At 48.7% G+C, this 21,267-nt stretch carries 23 protein-coding genes and 1 pseudogene; 15 read left to right on the top strand and 9 right to left on the bottom strand.

Going from position 1 to position 21,267, the window contains the following annotated elements:
- The first annotated feature begins 10 nt into the window (after positions 1 to 10).
- The 4 genes from CVU71_02730 (at position 11) to CVU71_02715 (ending at position 4,120) form a co-directional block, all read left to right on the top strand.
- Positions 11 to 889 carry a branched-chain amino acid ABC transporter permease gene (locus CVU71_02730; protein PKN20717.1) on the top strand — a complete coding sequence of 293 codons (879 nt, stop codon included), beginning with the start codon at positions 11 to 13 and terminating at the stop codon, positions 887 to 889.
- A 6-nt stretch (positions 890 to 895) separates the two neighbouring features.
- The gene (locus tag CVU71_02725; GenBank protein PKN20716.1) at positions 896 to 1,966 is read left to right on the top strand and encodes a branched-chain amino acid ABC transporter permease; all 1,071 of its coding nucleotides are present in this window, start codon (positions 896 to 898) and stop codon (positions 1,964 to 1,966) included.
- Positions 1,967 to 2,055: 89 nt separating this feature from the next.
- Positions 2,056 to 2,856: an ABC transporter ATP-binding protein gene (locus CVU71_02720; protein PKN20715.1), complete on the top strand. Its 801-nt coding sequence runs from the start codon at positions 2,056 to 2,058 to the stop codon at positions 2,854 to 2,856.
- Positions 2,819 to 4,120, top strand: coding sequence for an AMP-binding protein (locus tag CVU71_02715; protein PKN20714.1), 1,302 nt, complete (start codon positions 2,819 to 2,821; stop codon positions 4,118 to 4,120). Before CVU71_02720 ends, CVU71_02715 begins: the two co-directional genes overlap by 38 nt.
- On the opposite strand, the gene CVU71_02710 is transcribed toward CVU71_02715, so the two are convergent.
- Together CVU71_02710 and recJ are read right to left on the bottom strand one after the other, a co-directional pair.
- Complete coding sequence (locus CVU71_02710; GenBank protein ID PKN20713.1) at positions 4,077 to 4,463, bottom strand: hypothetical protein; 387 nt, start codon at positions 4,461 to 4,463, stop codon at positions 4,077 to 4,079. The two genes, CVU71_02715 and CVU71_02710, sit on opposite strands and share 44 nt — an antisense overlap.
- A gap of 10 nt (positions 4,464 to 4,473) precedes the next feature.
- On the bottom strand, positions 4,474 to 6,249 hold the full coding sequence (recJ, locus tag CVU71_02705) for a single-stranded-DNA-specific exonuclease RecJ (GenBank protein ID PKN20712.1): 1,776 nt from the start codon (positions 6,247 to 6,249) through the stop codon (positions 4,474 to 4,476).
- A 168-nt stretch (positions 6,250 to 6,417) separates the two neighbouring features.
- Here recJ and CVU71_02700 point away from each other — a divergent pair, with 168 nt between their 5' ends.
- Positions 6,418 to 6,651 (top strand): hypothetical protein, encoded by a 234-nt coding sequence (locus CVU71_02700; GenBank protein PKN20711.1) that lies wholly within the window; start codon positions 6,418 to 6,420, stop codon positions 6,649 to 6,651.
- Positions 6,645 to 7,433 (top strand): hypothetical protein, encoded by a 789-nt coding sequence (locus tag CVU71_02695; GenBank protein PKN20710.1) that lies wholly within the window; start codon positions 6,645 to 6,647, stop codon positions 7,431 to 7,433. Before CVU71_02700 ends, CVU71_02695 begins: the two co-directional genes overlap by 7 nt.
- Here the strand turns inward: CVU71_02695 and rpmB are convergent.
- Complete coding sequence (gene rpmB / locus CVU71_02690) at positions 7,430 to 7,627, bottom strand: 50S ribosomal protein L28 (GenBank protein ID PKN20709.1); 198 nt, start codon at positions 7,625 to 7,627, stop codon at positions 7,430 to 7,432. The two genes, CVU71_02695 and rpmB, sit on opposite strands and share 4 nt — an antisense overlap.
- 48 nt (positions 7,628 to 7,675) lie before the next feature.
- Complete coding sequence (locus tag CVU71_02685; protein ID PKN20708.1) at positions 7,676 to 7,867, bottom strand: hypothetical protein; 192 nt, start codon at positions 7,865 to 7,867, stop codon at positions 7,676 to 7,678.
- A 115-nt stretch (positions 7,868 to 7,982) separates the two neighbouring features.
- Between CVU71_02685 and CVU71_02680 the strand changes: the two genes are divergently transcribed.
- The 3 genes from CVU71_02680 (at position 7,983) to CVU71_02670 (ending at position 11,172) form a co-directional block, all read left to right on the top strand.
- Positions 7,983 to 8,507, top strand: coding sequence for a hypothetical protein (locus CVU71_02680; GenBank protein ID PKN20707.1), 525 nt, complete (start codon positions 7,983 to 7,985; stop codon positions 8,505 to 8,507).
- A 140-nt stretch (positions 8,508 to 8,647) separates the two neighbouring features.
- Positions 8,648 to 10,681 carry a hypothetical protein gene (locus CVU71_02675; GenBank protein ID PKN20706.1) on the top strand — a complete coding sequence of 678 codons (2,034 nt, stop codon included), beginning with the start codon at positions 8,648 to 8,650 and terminating at the stop codon, positions 10,679 to 10,681.
- Between the two features lie 107 nt (positions 10,682 to 10,788).
- A complete protein-coding gene (locus CVU71_02670) occupies positions 10,789 to 11,172 on the top strand; it encodes a hypothetical protein (protein PKN20705.1) in 384 nt (127 codons plus the stop codon).
- A gap of 148 nt (positions 11,173 to 11,320) precedes the next feature.
- Here the strand turns inward: CVU71_02670 and CVU71_02665 are convergent, their stop codons facing one another.
- Genes CVU71_02665 through CVU71_02650 form a run of 4 tightly spaced genes read right to left on the bottom strand, consistent with a single transcriptional unit; the run spans position 11,321 to position 15,854 of the window.
- Entirely contained in the window at positions 11,321 to 12,622 is a 1,302-nt protein-coding gene (locus tag CVU71_02665) for a diphosphate--fructose-6-phosphate 1-phosphotransferase (protein ID PKN20704.1), read from the bottom strand.
- Positions 12,623 to 12,626: 4 nt separating this feature from the next.
- On the bottom strand, positions 12,627 to 14,069 hold the full coding sequence (locus CVU71_02660; protein ID PKN20703.1) for a hypothetical protein: 1,443 nt from the start codon (positions 14,067 to 14,069) through the stop codon (positions 12,627 to 12,629).
- A 44-nt stretch (positions 14,070 to 14,113) separates the two neighbouring features.
- Positions 14,114 to 14,776 carry a phosphoribosylglycinamide formyltransferase gene (locus CVU71_02655; protein ID PKN20702.1) on the bottom strand — a complete coding sequence of 221 codons (663 nt, stop codon included), beginning with the start codon at positions 14,774 to 14,776 and terminating at the stop codon, positions 14,114 to 14,116.
- Positions 14,777 to 14,786: 10 nt separating this feature from the next.
- The gene (locus CVU71_02650; GenBank protein PKN20701.1) at positions 14,787 to 15,854 is read right to left on the bottom strand and encodes a phosphoribosylformylglycinamidine cyclo-ligase; all 1,068 of its coding nucleotides are present in this window, start codon (positions 15,852 to 15,854) and stop codon (positions 14,787 to 14,789) included.
- A gap of 171 nt (positions 15,855 to 16,025) precedes the next feature.
- Here CVU71_02650 and CVU71_02645 point away from each other — a divergent pair, with 171 nt between their 5' ends.
- A complete protein-coding gene (locus CVU71_02645; protein PKN20700.1) occupies positions 16,026 to 18,491 on the top strand; it encodes a DNA helicase RecG in 2,466 nt (821 codons plus the stop codon).
- A 61-nt stretch (positions 18,492 to 18,552) separates the two neighbouring features.
- Here the strand turns inward: CVU71_02645 and CVU71_02640 are convergent, their stop codons facing one another.
- Positions 18,553 to 19,398: a hypothetical protein gene (locus CVU71_02640; GenBank protein PKN20699.1), complete on the bottom strand. Its 846-nt coding sequence runs from the start codon at positions 19,396 to 19,398 to the stop codon at positions 18,553 to 18,555.
- 158 nt (positions 19,399 to 19,556) lie between these two features.
- On the opposite strand from CVU71_02640, the gene CVU71_02635 reads away from it, so the two are divergent.
- The 5 genes and pseudogenes from CVU71_02635 to CVU71_02615 all read left to right on the top strand — a co-directional run bounded on the left by CVU71_02635 (position 19,557) and on the right by CVU71_02615 (position 21,125).
- Positions 19,557 to 19,838 (top strand): hypothetical protein, encoded by a 282-nt coding sequence (locus CVU71_02635; protein PKN20698.1) that lies wholly within the window; start codon positions 19,557 to 19,559, stop codon positions 19,836 to 19,838.
- 67 nt (positions 19,839 to 19,905) lie between these two features.
- Positions 19,906 to 20,355, top strand: coding sequence for a hypothetical protein (locus CVU71_02630; GenBank protein ID PKN20697.1), 450 nt, complete (start codon positions 19,906 to 19,908; stop codon positions 20,353 to 20,355).
- 22 nt (positions 20,356 to 20,377) lie between these two features.
- Entirely contained in the window at positions 20,378 to 20,737 is a 360-nt protein-coding gene (locus CVU71_02625) for a hypothetical protein (GenBank protein PKN20696.1), read from the top strand.
- Between the two features lie 29 nt (positions 20,738 to 20,766).
- Positions 20,767 to 20,958: pseudogene (locus CVU71_02620) on the top strand (hypothetical protein).
- Positions 20,937 to 21,125 (top strand): hypothetical protein, encoded by a 189-nt coding sequence (locus CVU71_02615; protein PKN20695.1) that lies wholly within the window; start codon positions 20,937 to 20,939, stop codon positions 21,123 to 21,125. Before CVU71_02620 ends, CVU71_02615 begins: the two are co-directional and overlap by 22 nt.
- The last annotated feature ends 142 nt before the right edge of the window (positions 21,126 to 21,267 follow it).

The raw sequence follows: 21,267 nt of genomic DNA, 5'->3' as shown, positions 1-21,267 counted from the left end.
GAATCAGAATATGGAATTTTTTCTACAGTTATTGGTCAACGGGGTTTGTGTCGGACTCCTTTACGGCATATCCGCCATGGGATTTGTCATGATCTTCAAAGCGTCGAGCGTTCTTAATTTTGCTCATGGTGAGTTGCTGGCGCTGGGCGCTTTCTTTTTTCTATCGCTTGTTACCTGGGGAAAACTCCCGATTGCGGCTTCATTCTTAATTACGCTGGCCGGCTGCTTTATCCTGGGCGTCCTGATTGAAAAATTCTTTCTGAGGCCGCTTATCGGTGAAAAACTGATTTTTGTCATTATGCTTACCGTGGGACTGTCCGCCATGTTCAAAGGCCTCATCCTGCTGATCTGGGGCGGCAATCTGCAAACCTATCCTGAATTTCTGCCTCCGGAACTGGAACTGCATTTAGGTTCCATTTACATCGCCCCGGTTTATTCAGCCACACTGGTCATCAGCGTTATTTTTCTGATTCTCTTCGGATTGTTTTTTAAAAAATCATCACAGGGGATTTTTATGCGGTCCGTGGCCGATAATCAAAAGGCCGCTTTGTCGCTGGGCGTTCATGTCCGGCGCGTCTTTGCGCTATCCTGGGCCATTGCGGCCATGGTGGCATGCATGAGCGGAATTGTCCTGGGCATCATCAACGGCGTCAATGTTCATGATTTAAGCGCCATCGGACTGAAGGTATTTCCGGTGGTCATTTTAGGCGGGTTGGACAGCATCGGCGGCGCGATCATCGGAGGGATCATTATCGGCCTTCTGGAGACCTTTACCGGTGGTTACCTCTCGCCGTCGCTTCGCGATGTTGTGCCTTACATTGTCCTGGTCTTCATTTTGATGGTTAAACCCTATGGCCTGTTCGGTCTGGTGGAGATTGAAAGAGTTTAAATATTTATGAAAAAATTATCTTTTCATCCCTGCGGTAACTATCGCGAAAATTACGCCGAGGAATTATCCATCTTCGAAACCTGGTTCGGCAGGTGCTGCATGGGCGGCTTTCTGATTCTGCTTTTCGGACTCGCGCCATTATTTTTAAGCTCTTATCTGCTTTACATTTTAAACACCATCGGCATTCTGGCGATTGCCGCGATAGGCCTCAATATCCTCGTTGGCTACACCGGGCAGATCTCTCTGGGGCATGGGGCGTTCTTCGGCGTTGGCGCTTATGCCGCGGCGATCCTGGCGACGCGTCTGGATGTGCCGTTTTACCTGTCCATTCCCGCAGCCGGTCTGGTTACCGCCATGATCGGTATGATCTTCGGTATTCCATCCGGCCGGCTGAAAGGGCTTTATTTGACGATTGCGACGCTCGCCGGGCAAATCATTATTGAATATGTGCTGATTCAGTGGGAAAGCCTCACCAAGGGAACCATGGGCATTACATTGCCCGGCCCCAGTATTCTGGGTTGGGATATTGCAGGCGATAAAGCTTTTTTCTTTTTGATTTTCGTTTGCCTCGTTTCGATGACCTGGTTTGCCGTTAATATCATGCGCAGCAAGTACGGACGGGCGTTTATTGCCATCCGCGACAATGACCGCGCTGCGGAAGGAATGGGAATTCCCATTTTCAAGTATAAACTGCTGTCGTTTGCCATCAGCTCGTTCTATGCCGGATTTGCCGGCGCCCTCTGGGCTTATTACATGGTCAGCATTACCACCGAACCATTCAATCTGGGGCTTTCGGTGGAGTTTATCGCCATGGTTATTATCGGCGGCATGGGCAACATTCCCGGCGCAATTTTCGGCGCGACCTTCATTACCATTCTGAATGAGGTTTTGCGATTCGCGACGGGGTCGCTGATGAACGTTGGTGTGATCACCAGCATGGGGTTGAATATGGCGCCGCTTCGTGAGTTTGTTTTCGGTCTGGCCATTGTCCTGTTCATTCTGCTGGAACCGAAGGGGCTCGCTGAATTGTGGCGGATTGTGCGTTCAAATTTCCGGCTCTGGCCGTTTTCGTATTAGTAAGTTAGAAATTATTTTCCGCAAATGATTGGAGAAAATAATTTCGTTAACGCACTTATCCCGCATAGCGGGGTTAGGTAGGATAACATATGGGAGACATTCTTTTACAACTCAATAACATTTCCGTCGTTTATTCCAACGTCATTCAGGTGCTGAAAGGCGTGTCGCTGACGGTGGAACGGGGGCATATTGTGTCGCTTCTGGGCAGCAACGGCGCAGGGAAGACCACCACGCTCAAGGCGATTTCCGGTTTGCTGAAACCGGAAAACGGCGAAGTGACGGATGGCGATATCATTTGCAACGGCGTGAACATTCAAAACCAGGCGCCGGAATTTATTACCCGCCAGGGTATCATTCAGGTGCTGGAAGGCCGCCAGCCTTTTAAATATCTGACCATTGAAGAAAATCTGCGCGTGGGTACGGCAACAAGACCGGGCAAGCCCTATAAGCAGGATCTGGAAATGGTCTATCATTATTTCCCGGCGCTGGTGAAAAGAAAAAAAGCGCTGGCCGGTTATTGCAGCGGCGGAGAGTTGCAGATGCTGGTGATCGGCCGGGCGTTAATGGCTCATCCGCAACTGCTGATGCTGGATGAGCCGTCGCTGGGACTGGCGCCGCTGGTCGTTCAGGAGATCTTCCACATCATCAAAAAGATCAACGAAGAACACGCCACAACCATTGTGTTAGTCGAACAAAACGCCAATATGGCGCTGCAGGTCGCTCATTACGGCTATGTGATGGAAAATGGCAAGATCGTCATGGAAGGAACGTCCAAAGAACTTTCAGACAATCCGGACGTTAAAGAATTTTACCTGGGAATGGCGGCATCGGGCATTGCCAAATCCTACAAGGATGTTAAAGCCTACCGCCGCCGCAAACGCTGGCTGTAAAGGGGGACTTATGAAAAAATATTTCGACGTCAGAGAAAATTCCTCAATAAAAGAGCGCAAGGCAACACAGGATCAGGCGCTGTCCGCCATGCTGAAACTGGGATATAAAAAGTCAACCGCATTAAAAAAAATACTCGACAGGCACAAAATCAATCCCGCAAAAATTAAAACACGGGAAGATCTGGAAAGTTTACCGGTCACATCTCGGGAAAAACTGGTGGAAATGGAGATGAAGCATCCGCCTTATGCGGGACTGGAAAATCCTTCAATATCCATCGACCGCATTTTTACCTCACCGGGACCGGTTTATGAACCGCATCTTTCCGAAACGGACTATCTGTGGGCGAGAGCATTTTTCGCGGCGGGTATCGGGCCCAAAGACGTTGCCCTTAATGCCTTTTCCTATCATCTTGTCGCTGCCGGACTGACGTTTCACAACGGATTGCGCAAAGTCGGGGCGACGGTTGTTCCTTCCGGCACATCCTCATCGCAGGTTCAGGTCCAACTGATCAAGGATTTGAAAGTGACTGCCTACGTCGGCACACCGAGCTTCCTGATGTCCATCATCACAAAAGCCCGGGAGCTGGGTTTTAATTTCAAAAAAGATTTCCGGGTAAAAAAAGCCTGCTTTGCCGCCGAGCCGCTGCTGCCTTCATTGCGACAGGCCTTTGAAAAAGAATACGGCATTGATACCTATCAGATGTATGGGGCAACCGAGGTAGGCGATGTGGCTTATGAATGCTCACGGAAATCCGGCTGGCACATCTGCGAGGAAACGATCGTGGAAATTGTCGATCCAACAACCGGAAAGAATGTAGCGCCGGGTGAATTAGGCGAAGTCGTCGTAACCCGCCTCATTGATATTTTCTTTCTGCTGCGTTTCGGCACAGGCGATTTATCGCGATTGATCACCGAAAAATGCTCCTGCGGCCGAACGGCCTACCGGCTTGCCGGTATTGCGGGCAGGGTAGGGGATGCCGTGAAAGTCCGCGGGTTGTTTATCGCCCCGAGTCAACTCAAAATGATTTCAGCCAAATTCAACAATCTGCCATTGCAGGCAATTGTCAGCCGCAAAGGTCACGAGGATGTTTTAACGCTACGTCTAGAGAAGGTAAATCAAGAAACAGGTTCGGCCATCTGGGATAATAACTTTAAGAAGATCTTTAAGGAAATTTGCACGGTCAAAATTGATGAGATTCAATATGTGGAAGCAGGCTTGATTACGCCTGATCAGAAGTTGATTCTTGACCAGAGGCAGTGGTAGGGGCCGACATCATTTTTTTGCCGATGTGATACGCGTCAATAATCGAAATAATCCAGAAGGCGCCGATCAGAATCAGTATCATGATAAAATAAAAAATGTTGACGGCCTTCAGAGCGTCATCCGTTACCTGGATGATGTCTGCCAGTCGAAGGGTTCCTTTTTTTAAAGGCGCAGCTTTAATGATCGTAACGGCAACCTGAGCAATCGACCAGACCAGAGCCAGAAGGCCTGCCATTACGGGCACGATGAAAACCAATCCTCTTTTATATTGTTTCAGGTAAAACTGTCCCCATCCGGGAAAAAGAAGAGCGCTCAACAGGGCTGCATTTTTCGCTTTATCCATGCCGGATCCTTTAAGACAGAACGGCAGCGTCCTTAATTTTCAGCTGAACATCGGATGAACCGTTCCAGTAATTAATCTGAGGGGAAAATACAACATCCAGATTTGCTCCGTTAATGGCGCCCAGATGTTTGCCCATGCCGAACCAGATGGCATTCAATGATGCTCCGTTTGACGTCAGGCGCATTTTAAGGTGGTTGTTGCCGACAATGACAGGTGACAATGCCTTGATGTTGCGGGCGCAAAGGATCGGTTCGGGATTCTCACAGCCGAAGGGCGCAAGTTTTGTCATCTGACTGATCAGATCGATGTTGATATCCTGAAGATCGCATTCCGCGTCAATAAAAGTATGAGAAACCATTTCCGAGGCTTGAACGGTATTCCGGATAATTTCATCCAGCATGCAGGCAAATTCGTCAATATCATCCTCTTTAATGGAAATTCCCGCTGCCCGATAGTGGCCGCCGAAAGACAACAACAGCGGCGCGCACTGCTGCAAGCCCTTATGAATATTAAAATCAGAAACGCTGCGGCCGGACCCTTTACCTACGCCGTTTTTAATGCTGATGACAAAAGTCGGACGGCTGTATAGATCCACCAGGCGTGAGGCCACAATGCCCACGACGCCGGGATGCCATTTTTCGGAAGAAAAAACCAAAGCGTTCATATTTTCCAGATCGGGGTTTGTTCCCAACTGTCCGAGAATGTCTTTGAGGATATCTTTTTCCATGGCCTGGCGCCGCCGGTTATGCAAATCAAGCTTCTCGGCAAGCGGACGGGCCTCAGCCATATTCTCCGCCAGGAGCAGTTCAACCGCATCCAGCGGAGAAGCAATTCTTCCTGCCGCATTAATACGGGGTATCAGGCAGAAAGAGGCCTTAAAGGAATCGATGATCTGCCCATCAATACCACTGACTTCTTTGAGGGCCTTGATACCGGGGCGTTTGCCTTCAGTGACCAGTTCCAAACCAATTTTAGCAAATATCCGGTTTTCGCGGGCGAGCGGAGCGATATCGCCGATTGTTCCCAAGGCTACAACGTCCAGATATTCTTTCAGGTTGGGATATTTTCCATCTTTCCAGAAGCCTTCTTTACGCAAAGTCCCCCGCAGAGCGATGAGAAAATAGAAGGCAATCCCGACGCCGGCCAGATGTTTAAAGGGAAATAAGCAATCGGATCGGTTCGGATTTATGCAGGCGACCGCTACTGGAAGCTGATCGGATATTTCATGATGGTCCAGCACAATCGTGTCGATGCCGATGGACTTCGCGTAAGCGATTTGTTCGACATCGGAAACACCGCAATCCACCGTAATAATCAGTTTGACGTTTTTGCTTTTGAATTGGTCGATGACCGGATTTTTCAGGCCGTAACCTTCCAGCACCCTGTCCGGAATATAATAGGATACATGCGAGGTCAGTTCTTTGATAAATTTATAAAGAATAACGACCGAGGTGATGCCGTCAGCATCGTAGTCGCCGTAGATAACAATTTCTTCGCCGGCATAAATGGCGTTGATCAGTCTGGTCACGCCTTTCTTCATGTCCTGCATCAGAAAAGGGCTGTGCAGATCATTGAGTGAAGGATGAAGATATTGGTAAGCATCTTCCAGGCTGTCAACATGCCGGTTTAATATCAATTGAGAAATGATCCGGGGGATGCCAAATTCCTTCGCCAGCGATTCTACTATATTATTATTGCCGGAATCTTTAAGCTTCCATTGTGTTACCGGCAGGTGTCCTTCTTCGAGCATGTTTTCTTCTTTGAATTGTAATTTTGCGGCTATCATATCAGTGACAGATCTTATGTCAAGCCTTCATTGGTTATCCTGAATAATAATTTGAATTTATTTATACATTTCACTGTTAAATCGCGGTGTTTATCCTTTGACGGTAATAACTGCGCAGTCTTAGTTTCTTGATCTTTAAAAAAATAAATGGTAGTCCGCACATAAGATATGATTACGAAATGGTTTAAATTAAAGACAAGCGATATCACCCTTGTCCAGTTTATTATCGAAGGATACGAAGGGTTGGCCACTGTCTCCACAATCGATCCTAAAGAAGCCATTATTCAAGTATTAATCATGCCGGATTTTCTTGAGGAGATGGAAGGTATTCTGGACGATCTCAAAGGCCGTTTTTTGATGGAAGAAATACCGTCCTGCCGTCATCAGGTGTCTTTATGTTGATGTTAACCCATACCTATTTATTGCAGCAAATCATGGACGCTTCCGACATCAAAAACAGCGATCCGGACATCTACATTTATAACATTGCCCCCGACTTGCTGACCATCCATCCCGACATCAATTCCAATCAAACGCATTCCATTAACCGTTTGATCGAAGTTCCTCCGGATCATAAACGAACCGCGTATATCATGTTTCATCTGCTGGTGGACGATCTGGCGCATTACGGGAACATTTCGCTGACCTGTCAGGAAGGATTTGATCCTCATTCCGCGGGCTATACATACCTGAAAGGAAAGCATCTTATCGGTTCCATCATGGAATTACATAAAATCATTGACCGCGACATTTCCTATAACGAAGCGGCATACCGTTCCCATTTAATCATTGAGATGATTTATGACCTGGTGATTTTGTCGCGCATTCACGCCGACCGGTCGATTGATCTTTTGGAAGAGGCGATTCATTTTACGCTGGACAGAAGAGGAAATGAATTTTGCGGAGAAATTGGCTGGCTTTACGGTATTGAAAAAAGTGCCGTTCAGGACGTGCTGAAAAATGCGGCACTATATCTTACCAAAGAAAGAATGGACAAGATCATGAATATCGAAGGCCGAATTCGTCTTTTTACGGGCAAATTCGGCCTCAAAAATGATAATGCAATATTTGCTGATGCGATTCAAACCTTGTTTCAGGATGCCCTTGATTCCATTGAAAATGAAGATTTTCTTCAACAGACTGCCGCGGCCATCAGAAAAATCGGTTGGCTTCCAACGGATTAGCTTGCTTTTTTAACAAAACCGGAACGGATGCAACGCGTACACGCTTTAACTCTTTTCACGGCTCCCGTTTTTTCATCAACACAGCGTAACTTCTGGAGATTCGGACGCCAAACGGTCTTGCTCTTGTTATTGGCGTGACTGACATTATTGCCGACCGCCGGCTTTTTTCCACATACTTCACAAATACGAGACATAATAAAACTCCTTCTTGAAAATGTGCGTCGTTACTAAGCTATAATAGGTTATTTTGCAAGCATTTTTTGCAATATCGCGAAACTATTTTGCATGATACTCAAAATGTTTGTAGGGAACAGTCGCGACTGTTCCCTACAATTGAATTCATTTCTTATAATAAAAACATTAGCCAAATTACTATAAATTACGAAGTTCTCTTTGTCCTTATTACCATGAAATGCCATGTACCCGAATTTCATTATCCTTGATATCATGGTGAGTTTGAATTTGCATTTCTTGTTAAATAGGGTAAGATTCCAACAAATTTCGGAAAATACCCACCAAGTATATTTAATTGTTATGCGGTGAATTATTATGAATTGGCCAAATAAAAAGGATTGTGAAAATTTTGAAATTAAAGGATTTATCGATTCTTATAAAAAATTGAAGCATGGAAGACATTTCATAGTCATTAATGAAAGAGAAAAACCAGATAGAATTGTCAAAGATGAATTAACAGGTGAAGAGTTTGGAATTGAACTTACATCAGAGTATCTTAATGAGAGAAGCGTTCCAGATAAGCATATGAGCGATAAATCTGAATATATACTAGAAAATCAACAAAACACAGATACCTATGAAAGTCGGATTTTAGATAGAATAAGGGAGAAAATAGAAAAAGCCAAAAAGGGTTACGATCTCAACTATCAACTGATTTTATCTGTTTATATGAATGAGTATGAAACTATTTATATGAATGAAGATTATTGGCGAGATTTTGCTAAAAGATATGAGAGCTTTTTTGATTCTATTGCTCCTTTTATAGAAATTGTACTTTGGCCTTTGCCAAATGATTTGGTGGTTTCTGTAAGAAAGAATAATAAAGAAATGGGCGCATAACCCGTCGCTCCACCGGATCGCTCACGCTCCCGGTGAACAACAGCCGGCACAAAGTGGGATTCGGAGTGTGTCGCCGCATTGGAACGGCTGTCTCTGCAATCACGTGAGCCCGCAGGATCTTGAAAAATAGGAGTATCATCATGGATCAAAACATTGCGCCCTTTAGCGTTGCCCTTGTCGTCGATGGCTATTCGACCGGCCAGTTCTATCCAAAAGCCATAAGAGAAAAAGGACTACGGCCTGTTCATGTCTCGTCCGGGCTGGAAAAAAACTCACCGGGGCTGGAGGTTTACGTGACCGGGGCGCTCGATCAGATGCGCCACGATTACGACGCCATGTTTCAGGGCTGGAACGACATCGACGAACTGATTGCCAGCCTGGCTGCCATAGCCCCTTGCTGCGTCATGCCCGGCTGCGAGATGGGCGTTGAAATGGCTGACCTGCTGGCCCTGCGCCTGGGGTTGCCCGGCAACGATTCCGACACAAGCCATATCCGGCGCGACAAGCTGGCCATGCACGACACCCTGGCTAAAGCCGGTCTGCCGTTCCTGGCTTCACTGGCCACTGCCAGCATTGATGAGGCGCTTGCATTTGCCGCAGGCTTGGATTCCTGGCCGGTTGTGGTCAAGCCGCTTCGCAGCGCCGCCACCGAAGGGGTGCGTTTCTGCCGCTCTGCCTTCGAACTCAGGGAAGCCTTTACAGCACTTCTGGGCACATTTACCCAGTTCGGGGATCAAAATGCCCTGGTGCTTGTCCAACAATGCGCAAAGGGGCGCGAATTTGCGGTCAACACCGTGTCCCGGGATGGCAGGCATATCCTGTCCGATCTGTGGGCATATGAAAAGATTCCCACGCCAGGCGGCGCGCCCCTGTATGACCGGACCCAACTTGTGCGCACTCTGGATCAGAAAAGCCGTGCGATGATCGGCTACGCTTTCCAGGTGGTGGATGCCCTGGGCATCCGGATCGGTCCGGCCCACACCGAAATCATGCTCACCGATCAAGGACCGGTGCTTATCGAGTCCGGTGCACGCCCCATGGGCGGGGCGTTCCCGCAGGATCTGATCCGGGAATCCGTGGGCCATACCCAGGTCCAATGGGCCGTGGACAGCTATGTGGATGTCGAGGCCTTTGCTGTTAATGCCGGGAAAGAGTACCGGCCAACCCACGCCATGTGCATGAAAACCCTCATATCCACTCAGGAAGGGGCCATCCAGGCTATTCCAGCTATTGCCCTGGCCGCGCGCCTCCCGTCTGCACGCTATGGCAATTTCATCGGTGCGTTTTCCAAGGGTCATGTGCCGCGTACCGTGGACCTGCTCACCAGTCCGGCCTATGTTTGTCTCTATCATCAGGAGCAGGCTGTGGTTGATGCGGACTGGGCCATCCTGCGGGAACTGGAGATCGAGGCGCAAAACGAACTATTCGAGATGAGCCCGGGCGATGCATCCCTCGAAAGTCAGGATGACTGGTTCGCCCATGTGCCGGACGAATGCTGGCTTAAGCCGGAAGCCGAGTCGCAACGGGATGCGGACGTCATCTGGCGTGCGCTTGGACTTTCGGCCGGAGAGCGTGTGCTGGATTGCCCCTGCGGCGATTCCCGTATCGGGTTGCATCTGGCCAGGCAAGGCGCCATCGTAACCGGCGTGGATCTGAATCCCAGGTTCATCGCCCGTGCCGGTGAGCGGTTCGCAGAGGCCAAAATTTCCGCTGAGCTTCGCATCGGCGACATGCGCTGCCTTTCCGACAAAAACACCTTTGACGCCATAGTAAGCTGGTTCAACAGCTTCGGCTATTTCGGCATAGAAGACGATTTTCAGGTGCTTTTGCATTTCGCGGATGCCCTGCGTCCCGGCGGCCGGCTGCTGATTGAAGCGCCAAACCGCAAAGGCATTCTGGGCAATCTTGTACGCAGGCAGGAAGCTGAAACCGGCAAGCAGAGTAGTGTGCTTTGGGATGAGGTGACGGAGCGGCTGATAACGCATCTGACGGTTACCGGCCCAGACGGAGAATGCGAGGTCAAATCCGGCGTACGCATGTATTCCATAGCCCAGTACAGATTGCTCATGCAGCTGGCCGGGTTACGCCTCGAACAGGTGTACGGCGAGGAGTTGACGCCTTTTGAAGAAACCTCCCGGAGAATGATCATGATAGCGGTCAAACCGAAATCCTGAGCGGCCTGCTGTCTGAAGACCTTATGATTATCCACAACCAGGCGCATTAGCGGTGAACCCCGCTGTGCTCACGACCGTTCTGTTCCTTAAACATGGAGAAGGATACTATGAAAAAGAAAACCGTGGTGAACACTTTGATGATCAGTTCTATTCTTCTAGTCTTGTACTTTTTTATAGGGCATGGCTTTGTCGAATTCTATTTTGGTGGAAAAAAAGAGATACTCCAGACGGCGGACGTTATCAATAATCTATGCAACGCCAATGGTTCCTGTCCTTTAATCCTTGAAAATTGGGAAGGTGAAAACGGAAGGTTAAGAAAAGGCCGAAAAATGTACATGACTATTCCAATTCCGGGAAATGAAAATAATGAAAAGAGCCTTAAACCTCAATCATTCAAACTGATTTATGTAATGAGTTTTCCTACTGATGATTGGTTCGAGGTCCAGGGCGGCGTTGGCAGGAAAGTCACGTCAGGTTGGACAGGGCGCTAGGATGGTCTTGAAGCCCGCTGAATTTAATGCTCCAGCGTGATTTATACGCAAAAACAGGACTCTCTCTCCAGAACGATTATCCAATTGAATTTGCCGTGCTTCGCGCCGCACCTTCAGCACCGGCATGCGCCGGCCTCTACACTACGTGTTACGCTTTTCTCATTTCCGGCGGCTGCCCGGTTGTTTCCAGAACCCGGAGCCAGACATTGCCTTGCGGATCGATTCGTCTTCCGGAAATGGCGGCGGCAAGGGGCAGGTGGACATATTCGTTGTTTCTGAGCGCCACCAGCAGGCCGGTCTTTCCCGCCATGGCCGCGTGCACGGAGTATTGCCCCAGAGAGCTGCAATAAATGCTGTCCGAAGCGTTGGCCGGAACCGACCGAATCAGGTAGCTGGGTTCTATATATTTTAAATTGATTTCCAGATTGATTTCATGAAAATGCCGATCGATAGCCTGTTTCAGAAACAGGCCGATGTCATTGAGGTGGATGTTGCCCGAAGCGTCGGTCTTCCGCTCAGGGGAATTATTTTTCATTAATTCCTGTCCCGCGCCTTCCGCCGCCAGAATGACGGCATGCCCCCTTGTTCTAATTCTTTTTTCCAGAGCTTTCAGAAATCCTTTTTCACCATCCAAATCAAAGGGCACTTCGGGAATGAGGACAAAGTTAACGTCACCCTGGGCCAGCGCCGCGGTTGCCGTGATATAGCCTGATAAACGTCCCATGATTTTTACCAGGCCGATGCCGTTAAAGGCGCCCTTGGCTTCCACATGAGCGCTGCGGATGGCCTCCACCGTTTTTTCAATAGCCGTGTCGAAGCCGAAGGATTTTTCTATCAGGTTCAGATCATTGTCAATGGTTTTGGGAATACCGATAACAGAGATCTTTGCGTTTCTGGCGGTGATTTCCATATTCAGTTTTTCCGCCGCCCGCATGGTGCCGTCGCCCCCGATGCAAAAAAGGATGTTGACTTTCAAACTTTCCAGATAATCCACCATAATCTTCGGATCCTGCGGACCGCGGGAAGAGGAAAGGATGCTGCCGCCGGTATGGGTGATGTCTTTAACAAAGTCCGGCGTCAGTTGAACCGGTTTGTCCCCGTATGACGGGTTCAACCCGCGCAATCCGTATTTAATTCCCATAATGTCATTCACGTCGTAACGGTAGGAAAGCGTCATGGTCAGGGAACGGATTACGTCATTAATGCCGGGACAGAGACCACCGCACGTAACAATGGCGGCCCTTGTTTGTACGGGGTTAAAAAAGATCTTTTTTCTGGGACCTGCCGGTTCCACAGACATGGGCTGTCCCGTGGAATCCAGCGTTTGGGCATGGTTGACAAGATGGGTGTGAAATAAAATCCGGTCATCGTCGGATGTGAAATTGCTGATATTCAGGGGAGAATCAATTTGGCAATGGCCGAGATTGGCGATGGCAAACTCAAGCGTCATGAAATCACTTCCTTTTATTGATGATCTGCAGCGCGGAATATTTGCCGGAAATTATTTCCGCTTCAAAGCCGGCATCCGTCATTAAGGACGAACCTGTCAGAAAAATATTGTTAAAACGTGTTTTATTGGTTTTGGTGGCAAAGGAAGTAAAAAAAGCATTGCGCACCTTGTATTTTGGCGTGAGGATTTTCCGGTAGTCTAAAGAAATATCGATGGATTTATCAATATCGGATAATTCAATGTTGTCTTTCAGAAAGGGCAGCAATCCTTCCAGCCTGTCTAAAATGGAATTGCTCTCACGGAGGAGCGCGTCCCGTGTCCAGTTATCTTCAATATCGGGAAGGTAAACCGTGGCGGTAAGCGATGTCCTGGCCGCCGTGAGACTCTTGTCGTTTTCCGGCGGACTCGTTTCCAGAATGATAAGGTTGTCATCATAAATATCTTTATGAACATCCGTGACCACGGCAATATGCCGGGCAAGCTGTTCCGGAAGGCATTTCGCGGCAACGCCCAGAAATATTGTAAAGGGATAATAAACTACTTTTGCCGGACGAAGCCAGTCGGAAAGGTTCATGTATTTATGCGTGCCCCGAAGCAAGGGCAGTTTGTCCGACTTCGTGCTGATAATCAAATCCAGACCGGAGACTTTGGATATTGTGCCGTCCGGAGCTTTCAGCTCCATATCAATGTTTTTATTTCTGATGACGGAGTTTATGTGATGGCTGCTCAGATACAAACCTTTGTTTGATTCCAGCTTTTCAACTAGCGCATTGAATAAAAATTGTTTTCCCTGAGGAAAATAAGAGACGCCGCGCACCGGCGCGCTGTATTGAAAAGCAGAGGTGAAGGAAAGCAAATCATCGATGTTTCCGGAAAGCAGCGCCTGTTGCGCCTCCCACACTTTTTCCAGAGAGGGATCCTGCGACAGAACTTTATCAAATTTAACCGCGCCATATTTATATTTGATAATATCGGGAAACAATTTCAGATAGGAAAAATATTCTTTTAAAGTCTGCGGCTGGATCTGTTGATGTTCGGCTGTCCAGTTTTGAAATATGGATGAAGCGTCCGACAGCATATTGTAAAAGTCGGTGATGTCCGTATCCCAATCGGGAAATTCCCGGGCCAGTTCAGCCGTAAGGCTGCTCAGGTTGTTGTAAAAGTCGATTCGATGATCGGGAAGAATAATTTGAAAAGCGGGATTAATGGAATCCGCATGATGATCCGGAATCGCAATGCCCATCTCACCCAGTATGGACAGGCCCTGTTGATCCGGCCCAAGGCCGGTCATCGGCGCCGGATCGATATTGAAAACAAAATCGTCGATCAGCTGCAACCCGCCTTGCCCGCTCTCGGAAACCAGCAGGGTATTGATGCCCTTCTGGCTGGCATAGGCAGCAGCTATATGTGAAGCAAGATCATCACCGATGACAATCAGATCATACATCAAAGAATACTATCCTCCGGAACATGTCAATAAAAAGGGACCGGTTAATGGTCCAGCGACGGATTATGCATTGCGGCTTCGTCACAGTTGATGATGTTCCTGATTTCTACGTGACGGCCGTTTTTGATAATTTGATTTTTCGCGAAATAACGGATGGCCTGAGGATAAATTTTGTGTTCTTCCTTCAATATTCTGGCTGCCAGCGTCTCCGCGGTATCGTCCGGGTATACCGGTACAACCGACTGAATAATAATGGGGCCGGTATCCACCCCTTCATCCACAAAATGAACGGTGCAACCGGAAAATTTCACGCCGTAATCGATCGCTTTTTGCTGGACATGCGTGCCGGGAAAAGCGGGCAGCAGGGCAGGGTGAATATTAATAATTTTCTGATCAAAGGCCCGTAAAAAAGATCCGGTGAGAATCCGCATGAACCCGGCCAGCACGATTAAATCGACGCCTGCCTCTTTCAGGATGCGGATCAGTTCATTGTCAAATTCTTCCCGGCTCGAATAATCCTGATGGTTTAAAATCACGCAGGGGATGCCGTGCTTTTTTGCCCTGGTCAGGCCATATGCCTGCGGATTGTTGCTCACGACGATTTTAATCTGAGCGGGTAGTGTTCCTTTTTCAATATGGTCGATGATGGACTGAAGATTTGAGCCGCTGCCGGAAATCAAAACGCCCAATTTTAAGAGTTCAGCCATAGCCCTGCCGTTAAATTTCCGTGAAGCATACCGAAGCCTGATCCTTCTCTTTTTTCTCAATCACGCCGATCAGGTAAGCTTTTTCCCCCAATACTTTCAGACGGTCGAGAATTTCCCGGGAATCTTTTTCCGATACGATCATCATCATCCCGATGCCCATATTGAAAACCCGGAACATCTCTTTATCATCCACATGGCCGATATCCTGAATAACGGAAAAAATCGGCGGAATTTCCCAGCTGTCGCTGGTAATGACGCAGCGGCTGACATCGGGTATGATGCGCGGAATGTTGTCGTAGAAGCCGCCGCCGGTAATATGAACCAACCCTTTGATGCTGAAGTTTTTAAATATATTCAAAAGGGATTTGACGTAAATTCGCGTCGGTTCCAGAAGTTCCAACCCGACCGTTCTGGAAAGTCCGGGTACGGAATCGTTCATGGACAGTTTGCCTTTTTCCAACAGCACCTTGCGGGCCAGTGAAAAGCCATTGCTGTGCAGACCGCTGGACGCGATACCGATCACCCGGTCGTTAATGCTGATGGTCGAGCCGTCAATCATTTTATCCGATTCCACCACGCCTACGCAGAATCCGGCCAGGTCGTAGTCGCCTCCCTGATAAAAACCCGGCATTTCCGCCGTTTCTCCACCCAGCAGCGTGCAGCCGGCCTGTTTGCAGCCCTGAACAATTCCGTCCACAATCTGCACGCTTTTTTCCAGCTCGATTTTGCCCGTAGCCAGATAATCCAGAAAGAACAGGGGCTCCGCCCCCTGAACGATAACGTCATTGACCGACATGGCCACCAGATCAATGCCGATCGTGTCGTGTTTATCCATCAGGTGAGCAATTTTGAGCTTTGTTCCCACGCCGTCCGTTGAAGAGACGAGAATAGGATTTTTCATTTTGGCGGTATCAAAACGGAACAACCCTCCGAAACCACCGATGCCGGAAACCACTTCTTTGCGGGCTGTCATTTTAATCAGGGGTTTGATGCGCTCGACAAAAGCATTAGCGGTATCAATGTTGACACCGGCGTCTTTATAGGTAGATTTTGCGGGTTTTACGGATTTCGTGACCATATGACTCCATCAATAAACATTAGTTCTTCAAGAGAAGATTGAATGGTGATGATCTAACGTAAATCAGCGTTTGTGTCAATCATTGACTTGCGCAAACATAATTTATTTGTTAAAAAATGCCAACAATATCCGGAAATTTATTCATTTTAACAAAAATGCATCGGAGGCTGAATGGAGTCCTTTAAAAAAAATCTGCAGAAAATCGAGCAGCCTCTGAACTTTGCAGCTAAGGATGACTTTAAAAATATTCCCCACATTAAAGATTTAGGGAAATCGCTGGTTGCTTTGATTGCCTTGCAGATCTCAGCTATCCCGACCGCCGCTAAAAACAGTTTTGAACCGCCGCTCGGAAATATGATGCATATTTTTTCGGATTACGACGATCAGGACATGACCGCTAAAAAAGCAAAAATTTCGGAAGCGGCGCTGATTCTTGAAAGATTAAAGAATGCCGCTGATCACTTTGACGCCAGCAAACCTTTTTCTCCTCATCAGGAAGAGCAGATCAGCGAACGCATTAAGGATATGAAAGCGTCCGGAGAGAAACTGGCGCTGCCGGTGCAGTTTCTGAAAGGCGTGGGACCGAAAATGGCCCTCCGATTTGCCGCCAAAGGAATTAATACCGTCGAAGATTTACTTTATTTTTTGCCGCGCACTTATGAAGACCGCCGGGAAATCCGCAAAATCAACAAGCTGGAAACCGGGAAGATCCAGACCATCATGGCAACGGTCGTGCTTACGGAGTTTCGTTACTACGGTAAAAGAAGGATTCTGGAAGTCACCGTTACAGATAATACCGCCACGTTGACCGCCAAATGGTTTAAAGGACAGATGTCATATCTTACCGGAACTTTTAAGAAGGGAACCCGGGTAATTTTTACGGGCAATGTAACCCCCGGCTATGGAGGTAAATCGATGATTCATCCTGACTATGAAATTCTGGATGATGAAGACGAAGAGAATCTGCTGAATTTTAAACGCATCGTGCCTGTGTATTCGGAGACGGAAGGCCTGCACCAGAAGTACATCCGTAAAGTCATGTATTCCGCTCTGGAAAGTTATTCTCGTTATGTCGCATCGCCTATCCCGATGGAAATCTGCCGCAAACGAAATCTGCAAAACATCCGTGAGGCGCTTTTGACCGTTCATTTCCCCGGAAACGACGAAAACCTGGAACATTTAATCGAGGCCCGCTCCGAAGCGCACCGGCGTCTCATTTATGACGAGTTCTTCTTTTTTCAACTGGGGATGGCCATTAAAAAATCCGGCCGTATTCTGGATAAGGGCATTTCATTTGCCGTTGACGGGAAACTGCCGCGAAAATTTCATGCGTCGCTGCCCTTTGCCTTAACCGGCGCTCAAGCAAGGGTGATTGCTGAAATTGAAAAGGACTTAAAGGCGGCAAATGCCATGAACCGCCTCCTGCAGGGCGATGTGGGAAGCGGAAAAACACTGGTGGCTGTGTCGGCCATGATAACGGTTTGTGAAAACGGTTATCAGACAGCGCTGATGGCGCCTACGGAAATATTAGCCAAACAGCATTTTACAACGCTGTCCGCATGGGCTGAACCCATCGGCATTCGCGTCGTTTTGCTCACCGGCAGCATGACTAATGCCGTTCGCAGCGATATTCTGGAACAGATTAAATCGGGCAAGGCCCATATGATCATTGGCACGCACGCCCTGATCCAGGAGGATGTCGACTTCAGGAAACTGGGACTGGTTGTCATCGACGAGCAGCACCGCTTCGGTGTCATGCAGCGGGCGACGCTGCGCAACAAAGGCATTACTGCCGACGTTCTGGTCATGACGGCCACACCGATACCCAGAACACTTGCCATGACCGTCTACGGGGATCTGGATGTTTCAGTCATCGATGAAATGCCCCCGGGTAAAAAACCGGTGCGCACGGTTTTAATGGGGGAAAGCAAGAGGCCGGTCGTTTATGAAACCATCCGCAAGGAGCTGGCTAAAGGCCATCAGGCCTTCATCGTGTATCCGCTGGTTGCGCAATCGGAAAATCTGGATTTAAAAGATGCGACGAAAATGGCCGAGCATCTGCAGAAGGATATTTTCCCCGACAACAAGGTCGGGCTGATTCACGGTAAAATGAAGGATAAAGAAAAAGACGCGGTCATGAGCGAGTTTCTGGACAATAAAATTTCCATTCTGGTTGCTACGACCGTGATCGAAGTCGGCATCGATGTGCCGCGCGCGTCATTGATGGTTATTGAACACGCGGAGCGCTTCGGTTTGTCGCAGCTGCATCAGCTCCGCGGGCGGGTAGGGCGGCGCGATATTCCTTCAAGCTGTATCCTGCTTGCCGACTATAAAGTATCGGCGGATGCCCGCAAAAGATTGAAGGTTATGGAAAAGACTACGGATGGTTTTGCGCTTGCAGAAGAAGATCTGGCCATTCGCGGCCCGGGAGATTTTCTGGGAACACGACAATCAGGTCTTCCTGATTTCCGCATTGCCAGCATCATCCGTGATGCCCGTATTCTCAACGAGGCCAAGGAAGATGCATTTGCTCTGGCTGCCCATGATCCACTGCTCAGCAAACCCGAACATGCCATCCTGAAAGAAGCGCTGATTACCAGGTGGCAGGGGAAGCTGGATCTGGCTAAGACAGGATAAAGAAATAGTCAAATCTAAATGTTGAATAAACGAAACCTGTCGTGGCTCAACCTGTTTTCATTCAGTTCTGCTTATCGGATTGTGAAGGTGTCTGCGGACCACGCTTCAGTTCAAGCACGTAACCCGGCGTCTCCTTCCGGTCGGTCTGCCGGCAATCCAGTTCCGCTGAAAACAGTGACCGGAACTCCATTTTGTATTCGAAAGTCACGCGGTTGTAAACGATGCGCATCTGTCCGGCAGCAGCATTGACCGTGCCCTCGAAAAGGCCTTTGCGCTCCGGCAGATCACAGTGTCCCGAACTCTTCCCCCTGGCCTGCAAGTATTCACCGGCCATTCTGTCGCCGACCAGCATCCCGTGGAAAACCAATGACGGCGCATCCGTCATCTGACCGGTGTAGGTGGTGCCCATTGATTTCAGATGGAGAATGTCCTCACCCTGCTGCCCATCGCGCGTCAATAGCATGCGCGAACCATCCAGCGTGAGTTTAAACGTGTGCCCATTGGAAGCGGTCCAGGTACCAACAAGCAGAGCAACCACATTAACGCGATCGCGCCGGTATTCCAGTTTGTAGATCTCATCCTGCACCTGTGCGGTCTTCGACGATTGCGGCGCCAGCTCAAGATAGCGCTGAAAGCTCTTTATGGCGGAGGTATAATCCTCGATTTTTGACTGCGCGGTTCCCAAACTATAATAAATATCCGGCCAATCCGGCGCCAATTTTGCTGCCTGCTTAAATTCACTAATGGCGAGAACATAATCGCCTGGCGACTTCGCCATCTCGACTGCGGCATTTCCCCGCGCCATGAAACGCCGCGCTTCATCGGATATGGTTCCTGCCATTGCCACGGAAACCCCTGCCAGCAATATCAACATGCCGATCAACCACACTGTCTGCCTTCGATACATTTGCTCTTCTCCAATTCGACCGCTATCTTTGATCAGAATATGCTTCCTGTTGCAAGAAGCATAGGGAGACGGTCTTTGCTTGTCAAGGGATATAAAACACGCTGTTAACGGCGTTTCCTGATTCCCAATTTCTTGATGCGGAACGTCAGTGTGTTCGGATGGATATCGAGGAGTTCGGCAGCGCCGCCGGGTCCATGAATTTTCCCCATCGTTTTTTTAAGCGCCCACCAAGCATTGTCTTGAGAATGCATGACGGAACACCCGATGAAGTGTATTCCAAAGCGGCGGAAGTCATCAAGACCGGCATCGGATATCCATCCCTATTCAATGATGAAGCACTGATCCCCCTTTTTGAACGCTGGGGTGTTTCGACCGGGGACGCCAGGCAGTATGCCGTTACCGGCGAAAAACGCCCGCTGAAAAACAGATTAACAAATTAATGAAAATCATTGAAAAAACGGGTGTGGCCGTATCGGTAGGCAATTAATACAGGAGACAAATCAGAAAATGAGCAAAAGAGAAGTCGTATTTGTTGATGGTGTGCGCACCGCTTTAGGGAAAATGGGCGGCGCCCTGCGTGATATTACAGCCGAAGAACTGGGCGGTATCGGCATCAAGGGATTGATTGAAAAAACAAAGATCCATGAAAAAGCGCAGGTGGATTCCGTGCTTCTCGGTGCGGGCTGGCACTGTTCCCGTGCGATCAATCCAGCAAGGTGGGCTTCGCTTTATGCCGGATTGCCCTATGAAACGTCGGCCAGTTTTGTGGAAATGCAGTGTGGTTCGGGAATCGATTCCATTAATCACGCAGCCTGGAAAATATTATGCGGTCAGGCGGATATCATTATTGCAGGCGCTATGGAATTCTGGAGCCAGTGCACGGTCAAGATTTTCGACAAGTTCACAGCCTTACAGGTTTATAGCTCCGGTGGCCTTTGTGCCGTCGTTATCCCCTGATCCCGAAGAAGGAGATACCAACATGGGCATCACGGCGGAGACGCTCCAGGAAATGTACAAAATCCCCCGCATCGAATCAGACAAATTCGCTTTCAGAAGCCAGGTCCTTGCCAGACGCGCCATTGATGCCGGATACTTTAAAGATGAAATTATTCCCGTTAATATTCCTCAGGGGAAAAAATCGCCGATTGTATTTCAAGAAGACGAACATCCACGCCTGACTTCACCGGAAGCGCTGAGTGCTTTGAAACCCGCTTTCAAAGAGGGTGGCACCGTCACCGCCGGAAACGCTTCGGGGCGGAACGACGGCAGTGCGTTTGTTCTAATGATGACCCGTGAGAAGGCCGAAGAACTGGGATTCGATCCAAGGCAAAATGGTTAAGCGGTGCGGATTTCGGCTGCCACCCCCGCATGATGGGTATCGCACCCGGCTATGCCATGCCGCAGGCCATCAAAAGGGCAGGCCTGAAACTTGCCGATATGGACGTATTGGAATGCAATGAGGCCTTTGCTGTTCAGAATCTGGCCGTGATCAAGGAAATCGAAAAGCAAACAGGAGAGACGGTTGACCTGGAAAGCAAATGGAACCCCAATGGAACCCCAATGGCGGGGCGATTGCGTATGGCCACCCCAACGGTGCATCCGGCAGCAGAATCTGCATGTTCACCATGCGGGAACTCATCCGCAGGGGAGGACGTTACGGGGTCTATGGTTCCTGCTGCGGCGGCGGTCTTGGGGTGGCGACAGTCATTGAAAACCTGAAACGTTAGCCTTTATTGCTGATGCGCACTTCTGGCTGCATATTATATTGTCTGACCCGATTTCGATTATTGCTGAAAAGGTGCCATTCAAAAAGTAATTAACATTTGATTGACGCATAATATCTTTTTTTCGTATACTCCCTTCACGAAA

It is taken from the genome of Deltaproteobacteria bacterium HGW-Deltaproteobacteria-6 (assembly GCA_002840435.1).
Lineage (GTDB): Bacteria > Desulfobacterota > Syntrophia > Syntrophales > Smithellaceae > UBA8904.
This window is presented reverse-complemented; position numbering and strand designations above follow the sequence as displayed.

Bases quoted from the DNA above. Each gene is read 5' to 3' on its own strand.
- CVU71_02680 (PKN20707.1), top strand. From the start codon at position 7,983: ATGAATTGGCCAAATAAAAAGGATTGTGAAAATTTTGAAATTAAAGGA.
- recJ (PKN20712.1), bottom strand. From the start codon at position 6,249: ATGATAGCCGCAAAATTACAATTCAAAGAAGAAAACATGCTCGAAGAA.
- CVU71_02660 (PKN20703.1), bottom strand. From the start codon at position 14,069: ATGTATGATCTGATTGTCATCGGTGATGATCTTGCTTCACATATAGCT.
- CVU71_02685 (PKN20708.1), bottom strand. From the start codon at position 7,867: ATGAAATTCGGGTACATGGCATTTCATGGTAATAAGGACAAAGAGAAC.
- CVU71_02615 (PKN20695.1), top strand. From the start codon at position 20,937: ATGGAACCCCAATGGAACCCCAATGGCGGGGCGATTGCGTATGGCCAC.
- CVU71_02675 (PKN20706.1), top strand. From the start codon at position 8,648: ATGGATCAAAACATTGCGCCCTTTAGCGTTGCCCTTGTCGTCGATGGC.
- CVU71_02640 (PKN20699.1), bottom strand. From the start codon at position 19,398: ATGTATCGAAGGCAGACAGTGTGGTTGATCGGCATGTTGATATTGCTG.
- CVU71_02625 (PKN20696.1), top strand. From the start codon at position 20,378: ATGGGCATCACGGCGGAGACGCTCCAGGAAATGTACAAAATCCCCCGC.
- CVU71_02695 (PKN20710.1), top strand. From the start codon at position 6,645: ATGTTGATGTTAACCCATACCTATTTATTGCAGCAAATCATGGACGCT.
- CVU71_02635 (PKN20698.1), top strand. From the start codon at position 19,557: ATGGATATCGAGGAGTTCGGCAGCGCCGCCGGGTCCATGAATTTTCCC.
- CVU71_02650 (PKN20701.1), bottom strand. From the start codon at position 15,854: ATGGTCACGAAATCCGTAAAACCCGCAAAATCTACCTATAAAGACGCC.
- CVU71_02630 (PKN20697.1), top strand. From the start codon at position 19,906: ATGAGCAAAAGAGAAGTCGTATTTGTTGATGGTGTGCGCACCGCTTTA.
- CVU71_02670 (PKN20705.1), top strand. From the start codon at position 10,789: ATGAAAAAGAAAACCGTGGTGAACACTTTGATGATCAGTTCTATTCTT.
- CVU71_02655 (PKN20702.1), bottom strand. From the start codon at position 14,776: ATGGCTGAACTCTTAAAATTGGGCGTTTTGATTTCCGGCAGCGGCTCA.
- CVU71_02720 (PKN20715.1), top strand. From the start codon at position 2,056: ATGGGAGACATTCTTTTACAACTCAATAACATTTCCGTCGTTTATTCC.
- CVU71_02730 (PKN20717.1), top strand. From the start codon at position 11: ATGGAATTTTTTCTACAGTTATTGGTCAACGGGGTTTGTGTCGGACTC.
- CVU71_02700 (PKN20711.1), top strand. From the start codon at position 6,418: ATGATTACGAAATGGTTTAAATTAAAGACAAGCGATATCACCCTTGTC.
- CVU71_02665 (PKN20704.1), bottom strand. From the start codon at position 12,622: ATGACGCTTGAGTTTGCCATCGCCAATCTCGGCCATTGCCAAATTGAT.
- CVU71_02645 (PKN20700.1), top strand. From the start codon at position 16,026: ATGGAGTCCTTTAAAAAAAATCTGCAGAAAATCGAGCAGCCTCTGAAC.
- CVU71_02710 (PKN20713.1), bottom strand. From the start codon at position 4,463: ATGGATAAAGCGAAAAATGCAGCCCTGTTGAGCGCTCTTCTTTTTCCC.
- CVU71_02715 (PKN20714.1), top strand. From the start codon at position 2,819: ATGTTAAAGCCTACCGCCGCCGCAAACGCTGGCTGTAAAGGGGGACTT.
- rpmB (PKN20709.1), bottom strand. From the start codon at position 7,627: ATGTCTCGTATTTGTGAAGTATGTGGAAAAAAGCCGGCGGTCGGCAAT.
- CVU71_02725 (PKN20716.1), top strand. From the start codon at position 896: ATGAAAAAATTATCTTTTCATCCCTGCGGTAACTATCGCGAAAATTAC.